The organism is Amycolatopsis thailandensis, from assembly GCF_002234405.1.
Taxonomy (GTDB): Bacteria; Actinomycetota; Actinomycetes; order Mycobacteriales; family Pseudonocardiaceae; genus Amycolatopsis; species Amycolatopsis thailandensis.
This window is the reverse complement of record NZ_NMQT01000043.1, coordinates 79,823-95,356: the sequence shown is the minus strand read 5'-3', so window position 1 is coordinate 95,356 and position 15,534 is coordinate 79,823. Positions and strand designations below refer to the sequence as shown.

Sequence of the window (15,534 nt, the reverse complement as noted above, 5' to 3'; positions counted from 1 at the left end):
CAGCCCTCGCCAAACGCCCGCGCGATAACAGGTGCCACTTCTGATGCTGTCTGTGACCCCGCACCTGGCAACGTGGGGTCCAGTAACGGGCAAGCGGCATGTGGAGCGCCCGGTGCTAAGCGGAGGGCGAACGACCTGGAGGCGCGTCGAGTAGCGGCCCGACTTGATCATGGGGAACGCCATGGTGCGGTCGAAACTCAGCGACATTGCTCACGGCAGGTGATCAACATGTGCGTTCAGAATTCACGAACAAGTGCGGTCGAAATTCGCGGACATACTCACGTGACGGAGTCGGAGCAGTTCCTCGTGCTGTGCGGCGAGTTGAGAGATCGCGCTGGTCTGTCCAGCTTTGAGCTCGCCGACCTGCTGTGTCAGCTCGCTGAGACGGGCCTTGAGGCGGACGTTCTCGTCTTTGAGCCGGGTGATCTGGGCTTCGCGCGGGTCTGGTTGGTGGTTGTTGTCGCGCAGCCGGTTCATGCGCTGGTCGAACTCGACCTTGAGGTGGAGGTAGGTGCGGTAGAGCGCGGCGCGGGAGACCCGTGCTTCGCGGGCGAGCGTCTTGATGTCGCATCGGCCGCCTGGAGGGATGTCGCCGCTGAGCAGCCGGTCTATGGCTGCTCGGATGCGTGCTTCGGTCTGCGTGCGTTGGGCGTCGTTGATCGTCATGGGCGGTTGTCCCTGGTTGCGTTCGCGTCGATCGCGTCGACGACCTGTCGTGCGCGCTCGTGTTCAGCGGTAAGCCGGAGCTTCTCCCCGTTGGGGATGCGCGGATTGCCGAGGAAGGTCTTGGTGGTGCGGGCGTTGCTGGCCCAGACGTCGCGGTGGTGCTGGTGGAAGGTCGCTTGTGGGCATCGAGCGGCATCGCAGAGGCCGGCGAGTGGCTGTGTGGCGTCGGGTGTGCCTGCGAGCCGGAGGCAGAGCGCTTTTCGTGGATCGGTGAACCAGCAGTAGTTCGCGGCCTGAATGTGCAGGGCGTTGGCGAGCTTCTTCAGTAGCATTTCGACGTGCCGGTCGGAGGCGACCACGGTGGGTTGGGCGGCCTGATCCTTGCGCAGCTGCGCGTCGACGTGGTCGAACGCCGAGATCAGGGAACGCGCGCCGGGCCCGGTGGGCATGGCGCCGGCCTGGTAGTCGCGGAAAGCCGCGACGGTGAGGTTCTCCCGATGCTTGCGCTCCTCGATGACCGTCTCCGCCCGGAACCGTGCCTGGGACCCACCTGGGCGTGCGGCGTATCCCTCCGTTGTGGCGACGGAGATGTGCTTGAGGTGCAGTTTCGCCGCGAAGAGGCCATTGGGTCGGTGCGCGAGCTCCAAGGACAGGGTCCGGCGCAGCATGGGGGCCGTGACGCGACCGTCTGGGATGGCGGCGAAGCCGAGTCTGGCGCCCTCGGAGCTGTTGACCCAGTTGCGGAAGGTGTTGAACCGGGAAGTGAAGGTGAAGCGTCCGAAGACGGACTCGCCGGGTTCGGTGCCGGCGAGGCGGGCTGCCAGCTTGACGGCTCGATGGGCGGCTTCGATGACGACCCATTCGTCGTCAACCCCGCCGAACTGTTCGCCCTTGATTCGCGTGCTACCCAGGGCGAAGCGGAATAGGTCCGCGGCGAGCTCGCGCGGTGGCAGCGGGGATGCTGCGGTGATCTCCATCAGTTCGCCGGACCGCATGCCGCTGACCGCGGTGGTGACCATCAGGCAGGCGTTGAACACGTGGTTTCGCAGGTAGTGCAGGCGCATCGGTGTCAGCGGGAGCGTCCATGGCACGCGTCCTTGTCCGTCGGCGCGTTCGATCAGTATGGCGTCACGTGCGATGGCCGGTGCGATGCCGAGCTGGGCGACGGCGTCTTCGAGCAGGTTCCGGTGGCGTTCGACTGCTGGTCGACTGAACTCGACGCCGAGGTCGTGGGCCATGTCCCCGAACGCCAGCCAGAGCAGTGGATCGGTGTGGCGCCAGCCGTTCTTCAGCCTGGCCGCGACCCTGTGTTCGTCGGCCTGAGGAAGTGCCTTCGCCCCTGCGATGCGCCGAGCGAGATAGGTCGCGACCTCGTCCGGCCGGGAGCTCGCCGCGGTCTGCGGTTGCTGTTTGCCGGAGCGTCGTTGCTCAATGAGGACGGCCAGGTGAGGAGCGACCGTCTCGACGACGTGCAGTGCGGCCTGGAGTGCCGGGTGCAGGATCTCCGGCGGAACCGGCTGAGTGACGTTCTCGCCGCTGCGCTGATAGCCGCTCACCTCGGCCAGCGACTTGCCATTCCAAGGGACCAACGCGTCTGGATATCGGTCCGTGGTGAACAGGGCGCCGTATCGGGCGACGTCCTTGATCACCACCGCGGCGGCCAGAATGGTCGAGTCGGCGAGCCCGCGTTCCCGTTCGTGCTGGAGGAAACGGTCGCAGTGCAGTTGGGTGACGTCGCCGAGGTCGGTCACGTCCTGTTCGGACAACCAGTTGAACCACCGGGTCAGGAAGTCGAGCCGGTTGCCGCAGGTGATCGGGTGCAGCGCGCGGCGGTGGGCCAGCGGCAGCGCCGCGACCTGGTCGTGGCCAGGGGCAAGCAGCGCCAGGAGGAGTTCGCGCGCGACCCATTGCCAGCGCGGGTGGGTGATCGAGGTGAAGTCCCAGATCAGGACGGTGCCTGACAGCTGCACCGGCTTGCCTGCCAAGTCGTTGAGGTCCCAGATCGTGTCCTCGAAGCAGGGCCCCGTGGACCCGGAAGAAAGGGCGAGCCCTGCGATCTCGCAGACCCTCTGGCCCGCGAACGGCGACTGCGCCGGATCGCCCGGCAGGTGCGTGACCGGGGTGGTCATGAGGTCGTCTCCTCGGGTCGTAGCGGTAGTTCGTGGTCGCGGTCGCTGACTTCGGTCCGTGCCGCGGCCAAGATCGCTGGGGAGAAACGCGGCAGGATCTCGTCCAGGCGCTGGGCGTAGGGGCCGAACACGGCCATAAAGTGCGCTGCGGGCATCTGTCGGAAGCTGCGTGCGAAGAACGCCTTGAGCCGAAGCAGGTTGGGCGCGTGACGCGGGGCGAACACCGCGAGCGGGCACAACAGGCAAACCCAGGGGCGGGCCGGACATGGTTTGCCCGCGGGGCCGTGCAGTCCGGCGAGTTGGTCTGCGCAGGCGGCGGTGAACACGTCGCGCTGCCCGCCCACCAGCTCGACGATGACCCGGTCGGTGACCTGCAGGCCGGCCAGCTCGGTGGGCAATCGAGCAGCTGCGTGCTCGACGTCGTCTTTGGTCAGGACCGACGGTGTTGTCGCCTTGCGGATCAGGTCGGTCTGTGCCTGCTCGATCACTGCTTCGAGGGAGTCCTTCTGGGCGGGTGTCGGGGCCGACAGGTAGTGGTCGCCCTCGACTCGTGCGCTGTGGTTCGGGTCGATCGTGACGCGCCCGGTCCAGCGGCTCTTGTCGCGACGCTGGTGGAACGTGGTGCGAATCCGCGCCTTGTGCAGGTGCAGGGGCTGGCCGTCGTCGCCGAGCAGGTTGTAGCGGGCGACCCAGGACTGGACGGTGACGTATTGGAAGACCGGAGCGAGCACGCGCTTGTGTCCGGGTCCGGCCGGGTAGTAGCTCAGCCAGAGGTTCGCCCGGATGTCCTCGCGGGCGAAGCTGCGAATCGGAGCCGAATGTCGCAGCCACTGCCGCAGGATGCGGACCGCCGGTGCCGGCAGGTTCAGGCTCTCGGGTCCCGTGCGCTGTTTGAGGTAGCTCAGCACGACCGTCTCGTTGCCTGCCCAGTCCACGTCGGACAGTTCCAGGTCGTCGAGGCCGTCCGGGACGATCCCGCTGGCCGTGCCCAGCAGCAGCCGGTAGGCCAGCGCGACGTCGGTGGTGACGAAGAGTTTCGAGCCCGCGGTGGCGACGCCGCCGCGCTTCACGACGCCGCCGCGGTCCTGGTATCCCATGTGCGCCGCGACATCGAGCTGCCCGAGCGGTCCTCGATTGTGCAGTAACCACAGCAGGTTCTGTTCAGACCAGCCGGCCGCGGCCGGGTCCCGCCCCGCTGTCGCCGTCTTGATCGCCTCGTTGTGCTCGGACCACGATGTCGAGATGATGTCGGTGCAGCAGCGCACCAGACGCTGCCATTCGCCGTCGCTGTAGGGCCGATAGGCCTGGCGGTCGCGGTTGTGTGTCACCCGGAACGGTGGCCCGTCCAAGTGCTTCCGGACGTCCTCGCGCAGGGGCTCGACGTGGGCGTCCACCGAGCGCAGGAGCCGCCGGGACATTCCTTCGATGACGGCGTCCGTGCTGCGCCAGAACCCGACTAAGTGTGCCGCCGTCACGTCCGCCGCGGTCCCGGAGAAACCTGCCAGGTCGAGCCACCGGACGATGTGGCCGATGCATCGGGTGTAGTCCTTGGCGGTTCCCTTCGCGTTCACGTCACCGTGCGGGTGCGTCAGGTTCTTCAGTCCCAGCGCGAGCTGCCGGACCAGCGATGGGTTGGGATAGCGATCAAGTCGGGAGACGTGAGTGCGGCCGCTGCTGAAGGCGAACGTCAGCCGCAGTGGCGAGTCCGTGAGGTCTGCGGGCATCAGCCAGCCACCTCCGCCACTCCGACGTCGTCGTTGAACTCGTCGTCAACCTCGTCCAGGACCGTGCGCGTCAGCCCAGCCCGCGTGCCGACGGCCTCGTAGGCATCCCGGAAGACTCGGGTGGTGTCCAGCCGCCGCAGGTAGAGCTCTGTCGTGGCGACCGAGGAGTGCCCCAGCAGGTCCCGCAGGATCATCAGCGGGTCTGACATCGTCAGAAACAGCGCGAGTGCCGGGTCTGTGCCGGTGTCGGTCACGAGCGCGGCAGCTTGCTGGTAGTAGCCCGTCACGAGTTGCTCCAATGTGGACTTCGCGAACGAGTGCCGGAGTCGGTGCGGGTTGACGTGCGGGAACCGCGGATCGAAGTCGGTACGGATCCGGTCTGAGGCTCGCCGGAAGACAGTGGCCCAGTCCAGGAACGGACTGCCGTCCCGCTGCAACGCGAGCAGCGGTGATCCCCCGGCTGCGTCGACCAGCCGCAGCCGCTCAGCCGGTCCCAAACGGGACCAGCTCATCCTGCGCCCGTTGATCGTGCCGCCCCTTCCGTCAGCATCGGTCACCACCAGCGGCGGCCCCAGCTTCTGGTCCGGGTGCCATGAGGAGCCTGCTTCCGCCAGGGGTCGCTCGAGCGCGATGTAGCGGTGCAGCGCGGACAACGCCTCGTAGGACACCCATGTTGTCCGCTGCTTGCGGCCCTTGGCGATCGCCGCTGCAACCGGCAACGGAATCGGCACCGTCGTCGGATCCGGCGGCAACGGAGGCACCTCATGGACGAGCAGATACGTGAACTCCTGACGCCTCAAGCCGCTGCTGAGCACCAACTGCGCCACGCCTGTGTTGCGGCCTGGCTCGAGCCCCCGGAACCGGGGGTCCGCTGTCCCGTCGGGCCGTAAACCTTCCAGCGCCCGGACGAACAGCTCAGCGAAGTCCGATTCGAGGTGCTTGACCGTCACGTGCGCCTTCGGCGCACGGACCTTGGCCAGATTTCGTTCGACCCGCCGGGTCATGTCCCGGACCACACGCAGCGCGGTCGCGTAGCTGAACGGCTCGGCCGATGTCAGTCCTTCGACGACTGCCCACCGATAGAAGGCCGCCACCACGCCGACATGCAGGTTCCAGGTCGCCGGCGCAAACCGCGCCGCCAGCTCCCCGGTAAACCTGTGTTCCGCATAGGAACTCAACGCAGCACGCAGACGCGGCCGGCCTTCGAACACACCCACCCCGCGGTCAGCAAGGAATTCCATCCATGCGCGCAACGCCCGCGCATAGACCTCCCAGCTGTTCGGCGAATGCACCCCGGCCGACGGTAGTTCCCGTAGCCACCGATTCACCGTCACAGTCGGACGCTGATCGACGCCGTCCTCGAACTGAAGGTCCTCATCGATCAGGATTGGCACGCCCTCGGGCACGACAGGACGATGCTCCAGGCACCACGTCTCCCAACCCGAGGACGAATAAAAGATCAACTTCATAGGCGGAGAAGCTAGAACCGCGACACGCCCTGCCGCAAACGACAAGCACTGGCCGAAGCCCAGCTCCAGCCTCCATGCGAGACACGCAGATTGTGCAGACACAAGGGCTCCAAGGTAGAAGGTCATCGATGGGGTCCTCGGTTGAAGTCTGAAGGGATCGACGAACTGGGGGGTCACGGTCCGGAGGAGCAGAGCGCACGTGATCGGCGCTCAGCGACGGCCGACGCGCAGCGAGGCCGTGATGCAGAGCGCCGAGCGAGCGGCGACGACAATGCGATCGCGCTGCCGCGGCTTCGCTCCAGCGCAGCGGAAGGCGGTGGATGGCCCGCCTCGGGAGGGCGGGCCGGCGCACCGGGTCAGAACGGCGGGTCCTCGCTGCACCCCTCGTGCCGCTTGCCGGACATCGCGTCGCGTGCTCGTGCCTGGCGGACCTCATCCTGACGGTTCGCTGAGATGCGCGCGGCGTCCGCGATCCTCACGAGCTGGCCCGCCAGCCGCGCCGCGCAGAGAGAGGCCGCCGCGAACTCGCCGTGCTGGAGGTAGGACGCCAGCATGTCGAGATCGGTCTTGGCTGCGCGCGGTTCGTCGGCGTCGAGTTTCAGCCAGCGAACGTCGACGGCTTGGTCGTGAGCAGCGGCGACCTGGCGCATGACCTCAGGCGAAGAGACGTCGATGTGGCGGTCGAGGATCGAGTTCAGCATCTCGCGGAGCTGTTTGATATCGGATGCACTGGGGGTCATGCGTGCTCCAGAACGTCGGTGGTGTGCGTGGACGAGCGCGCAGCGTGCAGTGCCAGCAGGACAGGTCAGGGTCCGGCGCAGCCGGCCGCGAAGCGGGTGCCTTGACCTGTCCTGCTGGCACTGCTGGGCTTTCGCGGATTCACGCACGCCGACGTTCTGGAGCGCGCAGACCGGGAGAGCGCCTGATTCGGCACGGGGACGCAGGTTGTCCACCGTGGAGCGAGCGCGTCTCGTCATCGCACTATCCGCCTCGCCGTCACCATGGATGACTTCACGGTCTCCGCAGTCCTGGCGTCGGCGTGCTTCCAGGCACGAAGAACTTGGCTCCGCGAGCCTGCCGACACCGTTGTTGCTGGGCACGGCCGTGGCGCCGGAGGGCTTCGACGCACACGTCGACCGCGGCACCAGGAATCCCAGGATGGGCGGATCCAGCTGAACGACCTGCCTCAGAACGAGTCTCGAGCGGAACCGGTCGAATCAGCCTGCCGCCTTCACCACGGTCGAGGGCTGGTTCATGCGCTGCTGCACTGTGGTTGCGCCGCGCCTGTCGGCACGCATGGTCAGCCGGTTCCGCGCGGTGATGTCCTTGGCCGTCAAACGCCTTGATGAAGCCTGCCTCCTACAGGCCGGGAAGATGTCGTCGACCTTGGAGTCGAACGTGCCCAGTGTTCGGAGCCCCGCGATGTGTCCCGTCGAGGAAGTGTGGTGACTTCCTCGACGGGCCACTGTGGCTTGTCTAGAAGTCGAGTGACCTCGCGCGGGCACGGCTCAGGGTTACCGAGACGGCGGTCTGCTCGCTGGTGGTCGTTCCCTTCTCGTCGAAAGGGCCACCGACATCGGTCAGTTCGTAGGCCCCGTCAGGGAAGTCGAAGCCTGTCGCGGTCGGTACCGCATCGCACATACGGAATCGCAGGGCGAGTTCGAGATTGTGGTCGGTGACCGTTTGCCAGCTGTCGAGGTCGAACAGGTCCGCGGTGCCCGAGATGACGTCGGACCCACCGTCGTGCCAGGTGATGCGGGCTTCGACCTTGGTTTCGGAGCGCCGGGGACGCTTGATGTTGAGGTCGCCGACCACGTCCTTGAATTTCTCTCCTCCGTCCAGTTCGAACGCGATGGCCCTCAGGTGGTCGAAATTCGTGTCGTATTTGCGGGAGAATTCGACGACTTCGTCGACCTGAGTCTGGGTGATTCCCGGAACCTGGTCCCGCAGGTAGGTCGCGACGGTGTCCGGATCGGGATAGGTGAACCTGAGGTGGTAGTGGAATCGCCCGGGCCTGTTGAGCATGAATTCGTTGACCCGGTTGAGGTTGTTGACCGAGACGATGTAGAGGCGCTTGGTGGTGCTCACACCGTCGAACAGACTCAGGAACTGTGTCTGGGATGACTCGTCGTCCGCGCTGAGCGGAAAGATCTTCTCGAACTCATCGAAGATGACTGCGACCTCGCCGAGTTCATCCAAAAAGGACGCCAGACCTGGTGTCGAATCCTGGACGAGAATTGTGGGAAGATCCAGTTGGTGACGGGCCTTTTCGGCGAGCATCCTGAGCATGAGTGATTTGCCCATTCCTTTGTCGCCAGACAGGATCGCTCCCACGGACCGGTTCATCCGTTCGTAGCCGCGGAGGATGCGGTCCACGCGCCGAGCGTGGGATCCGTAGACGGTTTCATCGCCGGGAGCGAGCGGATCGGTTTGCCGGAGGCTGTGGCCGCTCAGCTTGTCGAAAACGACGGAGTAGGTCGCCACCGGCAGTCGCGTGTAGGTCTGTACGGAGTCGTCGAAGAACCTGTACAGGCCGCCGGAGGAGACGATGGTGGAAGCAGGCATGAGGGCTCGCTTTCGCAGATAGGAGTTGATGAGGCGCGGCGGTGTCACCGCCGCCCGGCCTGCCGCCGTCGTCGGGCGAGCGCGGCGCGGGCGCTGGGTGATCTGCGTGCCGAACATCAGGCCGTCGACGGGCCCGCAGGGGCGCGATGGCCCGGGCCATGGGTTTCGGGCCGGGCCATCGCGCGAACCCGGCGATGGTCTGATCGGCTCTACGCAGATCACCCGGGTCCGGTCGCTGCCGCTGGGCGTTGGAGTGGTCGGCCGCGGTCGCGAGATGACGGGCGTCTGGGCGGGTGACCGGGCCCAGCTGTGTCGATTTCGTGTCCGAGGCGGACATGCAGGGCATCGGAGACTCGTGTGGATCCGACCGTGCTCGCCGGCCTCGATCTTCTGGTCGGATGTGTCGGAGGCCAGGGCTGTCGTTGTGGCATGACGGCGTGGCTCGCTCGTGTCGCTCGCGGTCGGCGGAGGTGCCCGGATATGCCCTGTCCGAACGTCGGCTGCCCGACTGGGATCCCGCGCTGCGCCGGTTAGTCGGGCCAGCCCTGCCGCGTTGTTCGACGAGGATGAGCCGATGGCAGCGGCAGGGATCCGACTCGTCGGTCTACGGCTGGGGCGATGCGGTGCTGGTGGGTGTGCCGGAGGGGCGGAGAGTCGACGAGCAGTGGGCGCGGCCGCGCGTTCCTCGGGCGGGGATACCGCTGAGCATCGACATCAGTGAGACCGGCAGCGAGCCAACCGCACGCGCCTGACTTGCTGGGGTGCGCCGATAGGGCGGCCCCCCACGACACCGAAGCAGGTCTTCCGGAAGACTGGCGGTGCCAGGCCGGGGCGAACACAGTTCGGCGAACAGGGTTACTGCGTCGAGCCCACCTCTGTGAGAGAGGGGCGAACACCCGGGCGAGTGCAGAGCCCGGCCATGACCCGCCCCGCCTGGCGCTCACCAAGCCTTCGAACGGCGCACCAAGGAACATCACGGTCGAGCGCTCGAAGCCTTCTCCTCGATCGCTTGGCAACTCACAGGACCGGTGGCATTCGGCCGCTCGCCTTATCGGTCACGTCGTCCACGGGAAAGCCTGCCTTCCCCGCTCCCGAGACCACAGAACATGAACGAGCGAGAGCACGATCCACAGGCGATGCCACGAATGCCTTCCGGTTGCACAGCCGGTCAGACTGCTGAACGTTCGCCTGCCGAACCTGAGGCAACTACTCCCAGCGCCGCGATCGGCAGGTCACACAGCCTGCTACGACTGCTCCGCCGGGCACGGATGCCCTCGCTCGCGAGCGATACAAGCACGCGAGCGAGGAAGCACTCCAGGGCTTAGGACTCTGACTCGTACTCGAGCGAGACTGGGATCGTGCCGTGCCGGGCTTCGTAGTCCGACAGGCGCTCAAACACCACGGCCCAGTCCCGTTCATCGTCGCCGCGACGTACCTGGACGTACACATAGGAGAGGTCTGTGCTCAGAACAGGGCATACCTTTCGTGCGAGGGCAAGGCATCGACGGTGCATGGCGCCGCCCGCGGCGACGTCACCGGCGGAGACCGCGACCCAGGCATCGGCGTTGGTGAGCGGCTCTCCGCAGACCTGGCACAGCCACGATCGTTGAGCTTCGAGCACGCGCTGGTCGTTGAGAGCCGTCCATGCGACCCGGTCGCCGATGACGGGCGCCAGCCACGGGACGGGGCGGCCCTCCAGGACCGGCCGCGGCAAACCGCGCCCCGGCTGGTCCTGGAGAGCGACTTCCCCGGCTGGAACTCCGTCGCACGAGCAGTCGGTGTTGAGGCAGTAGACGTACCGGGTGTCGTCGTCCAGCAGCGTCACCGGCTCCCGGCATCCCGGACACGGGGGAAGCCGGAAGCCGGGGACCTTCACAGATTCGCCCGGCACCGCTCCCGCCAGCGCAATGCCTTCTGGTTCGTGGTGTCGCTCAGCGCGTTCAAAATAAAGGCGGGCGCCTTGAACTCGCCGGGGCCATCGACCTCCTCGATGTCGCGGTACTCGATCGTCTTGCCGCCCGACCGGCGCAGGAGAACCACCAGCGCCCATACCTTCTTGGTGCCCCTCGTGCGCACGGCGGCGTAGAAGACGTTGTCGACGACGGCGGACTCGACGATCGTGTGGTTCGTGTACTCGAACAGCTGACGTTCGAAGTGGTCGCGGAGGCCTTCGTTCGGCAGACGGTCGGATTTGGCCCAGCCCATAGCTTTCTCCTGTTCGGCGTGTTGTGCGTGGACCAGGAGGTCAAGGGCGGAGCTCGGCCGGGCCGTCCAGGCTCGGCGAAGCCGACCGCGTAGCGGCGTGGCTTGGACGGCCCGGCCGGGGTCTGCTGACATCGCGGGTCCCTGCACACCGCGCGGAACGGGGTGCGGCCTGGCCACTCGATTCCGCCGGGTTTCGACGGATCAGGAGAGCCTGCGAGTTCGCGGCCTCGTCACCGCCAGGAAGCGGCGCGCTCTCCGAGCGCTGCGGCACGCGGACCGCATGCGCGTGAGGACGTCGCCGTAGGGGTCTCGCGGGGCACTCCAGCACCACAACGTGTTCCTGCTCGGCTCAGGGCGCTGCCGGGAGCCGCGGCCGCGGAAGCAGCGCTGTCCGCAGCGGGCGATCAGCGTGCTCCTTTCCCTGCGGGCTCGTGATCGCGCGGCCGGGCGAGGCCTTCGGCGGCGAGATCAGCCGAGCGGCTGTCGGCCTGCGAGCAGCGAATCCGGCCAGGGAGCGGGCAGGCGCGGGGTTCCGGCCCTGTGTTGTGCGGGCCCGGGTTCATCGCTGCGGATTCGGTCCCTGCCTGATCGGTGCGCCAGCGGGGTCGACGCCCTCGGACGCCATCGACGAGACGGATCGGCCCCGGGTGGTCTGCGCCGTCGCGATGTCCGAACTGGGCTGCGACTGGCGGCAGCGGCGAAGCCGCGCGGGCACGGGGCAGGAAGGCCGGCCCAGATGCCCAGGGCCCCTGCTCAACGCATCGCCGCCCTCGACGCCCTGACCGCTCAAGAAGCGGCGACACGCGTTGCCAACGAGGGGGCTCCCCCGGTCGGTCGGCTCCGGGAAGGGACCTCGCAGCCGACGACGGAGCCGCGCCGCGGCTTAGGAGCCGCCGCTGCCGGACTTGCCGGCAACGCCGAAGCCCCCGCGAGTAATAGGTCCGCCTTCGCGCGGAGCGCCGCCCCGCTGAACGGAAGGCGCAGCACCGACTGAGGACTCCGGGGTCGCGTAGCTGCCCGCACCGCTAACGACGCGCTGGCCAACGGGCGGGGCCGTGTGGTTGGCACCGGCGGGCATGTAGAACCACAGCAACGTCGTCGCCCCGGAACCGTCAGGCGCTCCGTCGAAGTCATCGGGCGCACTGGCGCACTGGTCGTCCTCGACGCGCTCGCCAGTGCGCGGATCCGTGCAGACCGCGACGTAGTCGTAGTCACCGCTGGGCTCGGCCGGTGTGTCCAGACCGCACGCGGACGCGAAGTAGAAGGCGCCGAGCGCGGGAACCAGCACGAGGCGAGGAACGCGCAGCGAGCTGTGACGCCGACGAGCGGCAGCCTGATCCCGTTCGACCGCAGAGGATGTTTCGGGGTGACGCATCGGGTTCTCCTGCGCTGGTGTTGGTGTCGTGGACGGACACATGCCCAGCGGGACAGTCCAGACAGGACAAGGGTTTCCGCGTCAGCGGCGCGTAGCGCCCTTGTCCTGTCTGGACTGGTGTGCTGTCGTCGTCAGTCCGCGCGAAACCCGCGCTGGAACCGGCCGATCGGCTGCCTGGCTCCGATGGTTATGCGGTGATGTCGGCGCGATGTGCGTGAAGCAGCACGGTGCGCGCGCCGGTGCCGGACTCGGCGAAGGCACCCTCCGGCAGGTCTTCGTAGCCGCCGTAGGTCGTGATCAGCTGCCGGATGCTTTCGTGGTTCTTGTCGCGGCGAAAGGTGAATCCGCTTGGGACGACCGCGATGAGCTGCGCCTGAGCGGCGAGCATGTTCCAGACGGCCAGGACGTGACTGATCCAGATCGTGGGCTGTCCCGGCAGCGCGAACGGCGGGTTCATCACGGCCGCCGCGTAGTGCTGGCGCGGCGCGGTTTCTGCGAAGTCCTCCAGAGTGCTGGTGACGACCGTCAGGCGGGGGTCGTCGCCCAGCTGGGCCGCGCGAACGGGATTGGGTTCGATCGCCGTGACCCGAACGCCAGGGTTGGCGTCGAGGATCGCCCGCACAAGCGCACCGTCACCGGCTGAGGGTTCCAGTACTTCGGCTCCGGCCTCGAGGTCGGGGATGTCGGACTCGGTGACGATCTTCTCGGCGAGCCATGCCGGGGTGGCGAAGTAGCCTTCGGTCACCGTCGCCGGCGGAGCGACCGTACCTCCCGCGACGACGTTCGCGATGGCCGTGCTGGGATCACTGGTGAACAGGTGTGCCTTGGCCCTGCGGTTCCAGGTTCCGCCCAGCGCTTCGAGAACCGTGTTGACTCCTTTGTAGAGCTTGCGGTCGAGCTGACGATCTGGCAGGTAGAGCCGGTTATCGTCGATGCGGCATTCGGCGAGGATCCGGCGGACGGTGTCATCAACGGGAATGGTGGTGCGCACTGTGTTTCCTCCTGGTCGGCGCGATGCGTGGACCAGGGCGGAGCAGCGGGGCGGCGAGACGGGCGGTCCAGGCTCGGCGGAGCCGGACCGAGTAGCGGCGCGGGCCTGGACCGCCCTCGCCGGTCTGCTGGCGTGGCCGGTCCACGCGCGCCGGGCGCAGGAGGAGCTGGTTCTCAGTGCTGAGACACCAGTCCGGCTGTTCCCGTGCGGGAACAGCCGGACTGGTGTCGCTCAGGGCCGGGTGTCGTTCAGTTCTGGACTTCGGTGACGGCGATCTGGATGGCGAAGCGTTGTGTCGGCCGTTCCCAACCGTCGGGCGGGTAGGGCGTCGGCTCGAAGATCCAGGTGTCGTCTGCCTGCGGCTGCATCCGGTACTGGAGAGGTACGTCGTCCCCTGCCATGGTCCAGCCCTCCAACCCGTCCTCGAGGGTTCCCCGTGCCCAGTCGGCGACGTGGGCGGCAGTGAGTTTGTCGAAGTGGATGCTCATCGGGCTGGGTCCTTCGGGCAGAGGAGGTGTGTGGCGCGGACGAGCGGGGCGTAGCGCGGCGGCGGTGAGGTCCGCAGGACGGCGGGGGTTCCGGCTCCACCCGGGGACGTCGCGGCCGTGACCAGGTCGCGGTCCGTCCGGGTGGAGCCGGGTTCATCGCCGCGTGCCTCGCCGCCGTTGTGCTCGGGTTCGCCGGTTTCCGCGTCACAGCGACGACCGCTCGGTGAGGGCCCGAGCGGGGCGGCCGCGACACTGCGCGGCCGCCCCGCGGCGGGAGTCAGCGCTGGAATGCCGCGGCGTGCCGCATCGCCGGGAGCCCCTGCCGTTCCAGGGCGTAGGCCTCGTCCGCGTCGTCGATGGTCTGCGCGGCGCTGGTGACCGCGTGCAGCACACCGCCGGAGGTCCGGTCGCCGGCGTCGAAAAAGTGGCTGAGGATCGTCTTGCGCTCGGCTTCGGTGAACCGCAGCTGCTTGCCGACGTAGGTGATCGTCTCCTCGAGGTCCTCCACCCGCACGCCGGCGTCGGCCTCCACCTCGGCGATCTTGGCCTGCACGTAGGCCGGGTTGAGGAAGGTGTTCACCGCGTCGCGTGCCTGCTTGACCAGCACGTCCAGCGCAGCGGCCTGGGTGTCGGCGCTCCAGCGGACGACGCCGTCGGCGAGCTTGCCGCCCAGGTGTACTTCGCGCATGACGTCCTGGGTGACGGTCATGCCGTTGTCGCAGACCTGGACGACGATCCGCGGGGTGATGGAGAAGGATCCGTGCCCGACCTCGGAGTTGCTGAAGACGAACCCGGCGAACACGATCGGGTTGTCCGCGCCGCGGTTGCCGGTGAACGGGCTGGTGTAGTTGCGCAGCAGAGCGGGAGCGTAGGCGAAGACCTCCGGGCATCGGATCTGGACATACATCCGGGTTTCGGTCAGGTCGCATTGGGACACGTCGACGTGCACGCCGGCCATCCGGATCCCCTCAAGAACCGCCATCAGCACATCGAGGTTGTCGACGAACCGGTACTGTTCGGACAGCAGTGCGCGGGAAATGCCCGGGGTGCCGCCGACTCCTCGGAAGTTGCGGGTGAGGAACCGCTTGGCTGGATCCTCGGCGAGCCACTCGTTGATGTTGTGGTCGAGCAGGTCCAGGTGCCCGGTCTCGCGCATCCGCCGCAGGTACCTCACGGGGATGCCGAGCTTGTCGGCGAAGCCCCCGTCGCACGTCGCTGTCGGCACGAAAATGCCGGTGGTCGACGTGACGCCATCGAGAGTGATCGTCGGCTCGCCGATCCCGTCGATCGCCAAGCGCCCTCCGACCATGCGCAGATCGCGGGCGGGCACGACAACGTCGAGTTTGCTGTCATGCTGGCGTTGCAACAATTCGACCATGTCGGGCAGGCGCGCGTCGCGCCGAGTGAGTACGGACTCCATAGTGGTCATCGCGTGGTGCTCCTTCGAAATTTGTGAGGAAATGGCATTGGCGATCGCCGAGAGGAAGAGCTGAGTTGCTTCTGTGGCCGTGCCCACTGGTTTTCGGCGCGGGGGCGGACATCAAGCGCGGCCGGGCACCGGTGGCGTGCGGCAACGACCCGCACAGGCGCGCCCGGCGAGACCCGCAGCAAGGCACGGCCGGGAGGGGTACCGCGCTTTTCACAGACGTTTGGCAGTCGCGGTGCCCTGCGTAGTCAGCTACGCAGGGGCACCGCGAACATCTAGATCGGGGTCGCTACACAGGAGGCACCGCTATCAGCGGTTGCAGCGAGGGCACGCACCGGACTCCGAATCGAAGGCTCCGTGGTAGATGCACGTTCCCGACGCGGACGGCACACCCATGTCCATCACGAGAGCCAGGTCCTGGATGCACTTCGACTTGGCCAGCGTCGTCAGCTTCATTTCTCTCCTACGGATTAGTGGCTGCCAGGGACTCACTGGA

General features: G+C 67.3%; 13 protein-coding genes. All 13 read right to left on the bottom strand.

The annotated features are described in order from the left end of the window. Nucleotides 1-243: 243 nt before the first annotated feature. Nucleotides 244-666 carry a hypothetical protein gene (locus CFP71_RS13485; protein ID WP_093934194.1) on the bottom strand — a complete coding sequence of 141 codons (423 nt, stop codon included), beginning with the start codon at nt 664-666 and terminating at the stop codon, nt 244-246. Continuing rightward, nucleotides 663-2,795 (bottom strand): hypothetical protein, encoded by a 2,133-nt coding sequence (locus CFP71_RS13480; protein ID WP_093934193.1) that lies wholly within the window; start codon nt 2,793-2,795, stop codon nt 663-665. The genes CFP71_RS13485 and CFP71_RS13480 overlap by 4 nt, the downstream gene beginning before the upstream one ends. Then, nucleotides 2,792-4,519 carry a hypothetical protein gene (locus CFP71_RS13475; protein ID WP_093934192.1) on the bottom strand — a complete coding sequence of 576 codons (1,728 nt, stop codon included), beginning with the start codon at nt 4,517-4,519 and terminating at the stop codon, nt 2,792-2,794. Before CFP71_RS13475 ends, CFP71_RS13480 begins: the two co-directional genes overlap by 4 nt. Then, nucleotides 4,519-5,925, bottom strand: a complete 1,407-nt coding sequence (locus CFP71_RS13470; protein ID WP_208635948.1) for a tyrosine-type recombinase/integrase — start codon at nt 5,923-5,925, stop codon at nt 4,519-4,521. The genes CFP71_RS13475 and CFP71_RS13470 overlap by 1 nt, the downstream gene beginning before the upstream one ends. Nucleotides 5,926-6,344: 419 nt before the next feature. After that, nucleotides 6,345-6,728: a hypothetical protein gene (locus CFP71_RS13465; protein WP_093934191.1), complete on the bottom strand. Its 384-nt coding sequence runs from the start codon at nt 6,726-6,728 to the stop codon at nt 6,345-6,347. Nucleotides 6,729-7,464: 736 nt separating this feature from the next. Further along, complete coding sequence (locus tag CFP71_RS13455) at nt 7,465-8,670, bottom strand: AAA family ATPase (RefSeq protein WP_093934189.1); 1,206 nt, start codon at nt 8,668-8,670, stop codon at nt 7,465-7,467. 1,204 nt (nt 8,671-9,874) lie between these two features. Then, on the bottom strand, nt 9,875-10,378 hold the full coding sequence (locus CFP71_RS13450; protein WP_093934188.1) for a hypothetical protein: 504 nt from the start codon (nt 10,376-10,378) through the stop codon (nt 9,875-9,877). A 47-nt stretch (nt 10,379-10,425) separates the two neighbouring features. Beyond that, nucleotides 10,426-10,758 (bottom strand): hypothetical protein, encoded by a 333-nt coding sequence (locus CFP71_RS13445; RefSeq protein ID WP_093934187.1) that lies wholly within the window; start codon nt 10,756-10,758, stop codon nt 10,426-10,428. An 883-nt stretch (nt 10,759-11,641) separates the two neighbouring features. Beyond that, complete coding sequence (locus tag CFP71_RS13440) at nt 11,642-12,133, bottom strand: hypothetical protein (RefSeq protein ID WP_143267080.1); 492 nt, start codon at nt 12,131-12,133, stop codon at nt 11,642-11,644. Nucleotides 12,134-12,320: 187 nt separating this feature from the next. Continuing rightward, on the bottom strand, nt 12,321-13,124 hold the full coding sequence (locus CFP71_RS13435) for a class I SAM-dependent methyltransferase (RefSeq protein WP_093934185.1): 804 nt from the start codon (nt 13,122-13,124) through the stop codon (nt 12,321-12,323). Nucleotides 13,125-13,372: 248 nt separating this feature from the next. Beyond that, a complete protein-coding gene (locus CFP71_RS13430) occupies nt 13,373-13,612 on the bottom strand; it encodes a hypothetical protein (RefSeq protein ID WP_093934184.1) in 240 nt (79 codons plus the stop codon). Between the two features lie 277 nt (nt 13,613-13,889). Continuing rightward, nucleotides 13,890-15,041 (bottom strand): DUF932 domain-containing protein, encoded by a 1,152-nt coding sequence (locus CFP71_RS13425; RefSeq protein WP_093934183.1) that lies wholly within the window; start codon nt 15,039-15,041, stop codon nt 13,890-13,892. 306 nt (nt 15,042-15,347) lie between these two features. Next, nucleotides 15,348-15,494, bottom strand: a complete 147-nt coding sequence (locus CFP71_RS44140) for a hypothetical protein (RefSeq protein WP_167406109.1) — start codon at nt 15,492-15,494, stop codon at nt 15,348-15,350. Between the last annotated feature and the right edge of the window lie 40 nt (nt 15,495-15,534).

Bases quoted from the DNA above. Each gene is read 5' to 3' on its own strand.
- CFP71_RS13455 (WP_093934189.1), bottom strand. From the start codon at position 8,670: ATGTTCGGCACGCAGATCACCCAGCGCCCGCGCCGCGCTCGCCCGACG.
- CFP71_RS13475 (WP_093934192.1), bottom strand. From the start codon at position 4,519: ATGCCCGCAGACCTCACGGACTCGCCACTGCGGCTGACGTTCGCCTTC.
- CFP71_RS13465 (WP_093934191.1), bottom strand. From the start codon at position 6,728: ATGACCCCCAGTGCATCCGATATCAAACAGCTCCGCGAGATGCTGAAC.
- CFP71_RS44140 (WP_167406109.1), bottom strand. From the start codon at position 15,494: ATGAAGCTGACGACGCTGGCCAAGTCGAAGTGCATCCAGGACCTGGCT.
- CFP71_RS13485 (WP_093934194.1), bottom strand. From the start codon at position 666: ATGACGATCAACGACGCCCAACGCACGCAGACCGAAGCACGCATCCGA.
- CFP71_RS13425 (WP_093934183.1), bottom strand. From the start codon at position 15,041: ATGACCACTATGGAGTCCGTACTCACTCGGCGCGACGCGCGCCTGCCC.
- CFP71_RS13430 (WP_093934184.1), bottom strand. From the start codon at position 13,612: ATGAGCATCCACTTCGACAAACTCACTGCCGCCCACGTCGCCGACTGG.
- CFP71_RS13480 (WP_093934193.1), bottom strand. From the start codon at position 2,795: ATGACCACCCCGGTCACGCACCTGCCGGGCGATCCGGCGCAGTCGCCG.
- CFP71_RS13440 (WP_143267080.1), bottom strand. From the start codon at position 12,133: ATGCGTCACCCCGAAACATCCTCTGCGGTCGAACGGGATCAGGCTGCC.
- CFP71_RS13445 (WP_093934187.1), bottom strand. From the start codon at position 10,758: ATGGGCTGGGCCAAATCCGACCGTCTGCCGAACGAAGGCCTCCGCGAC.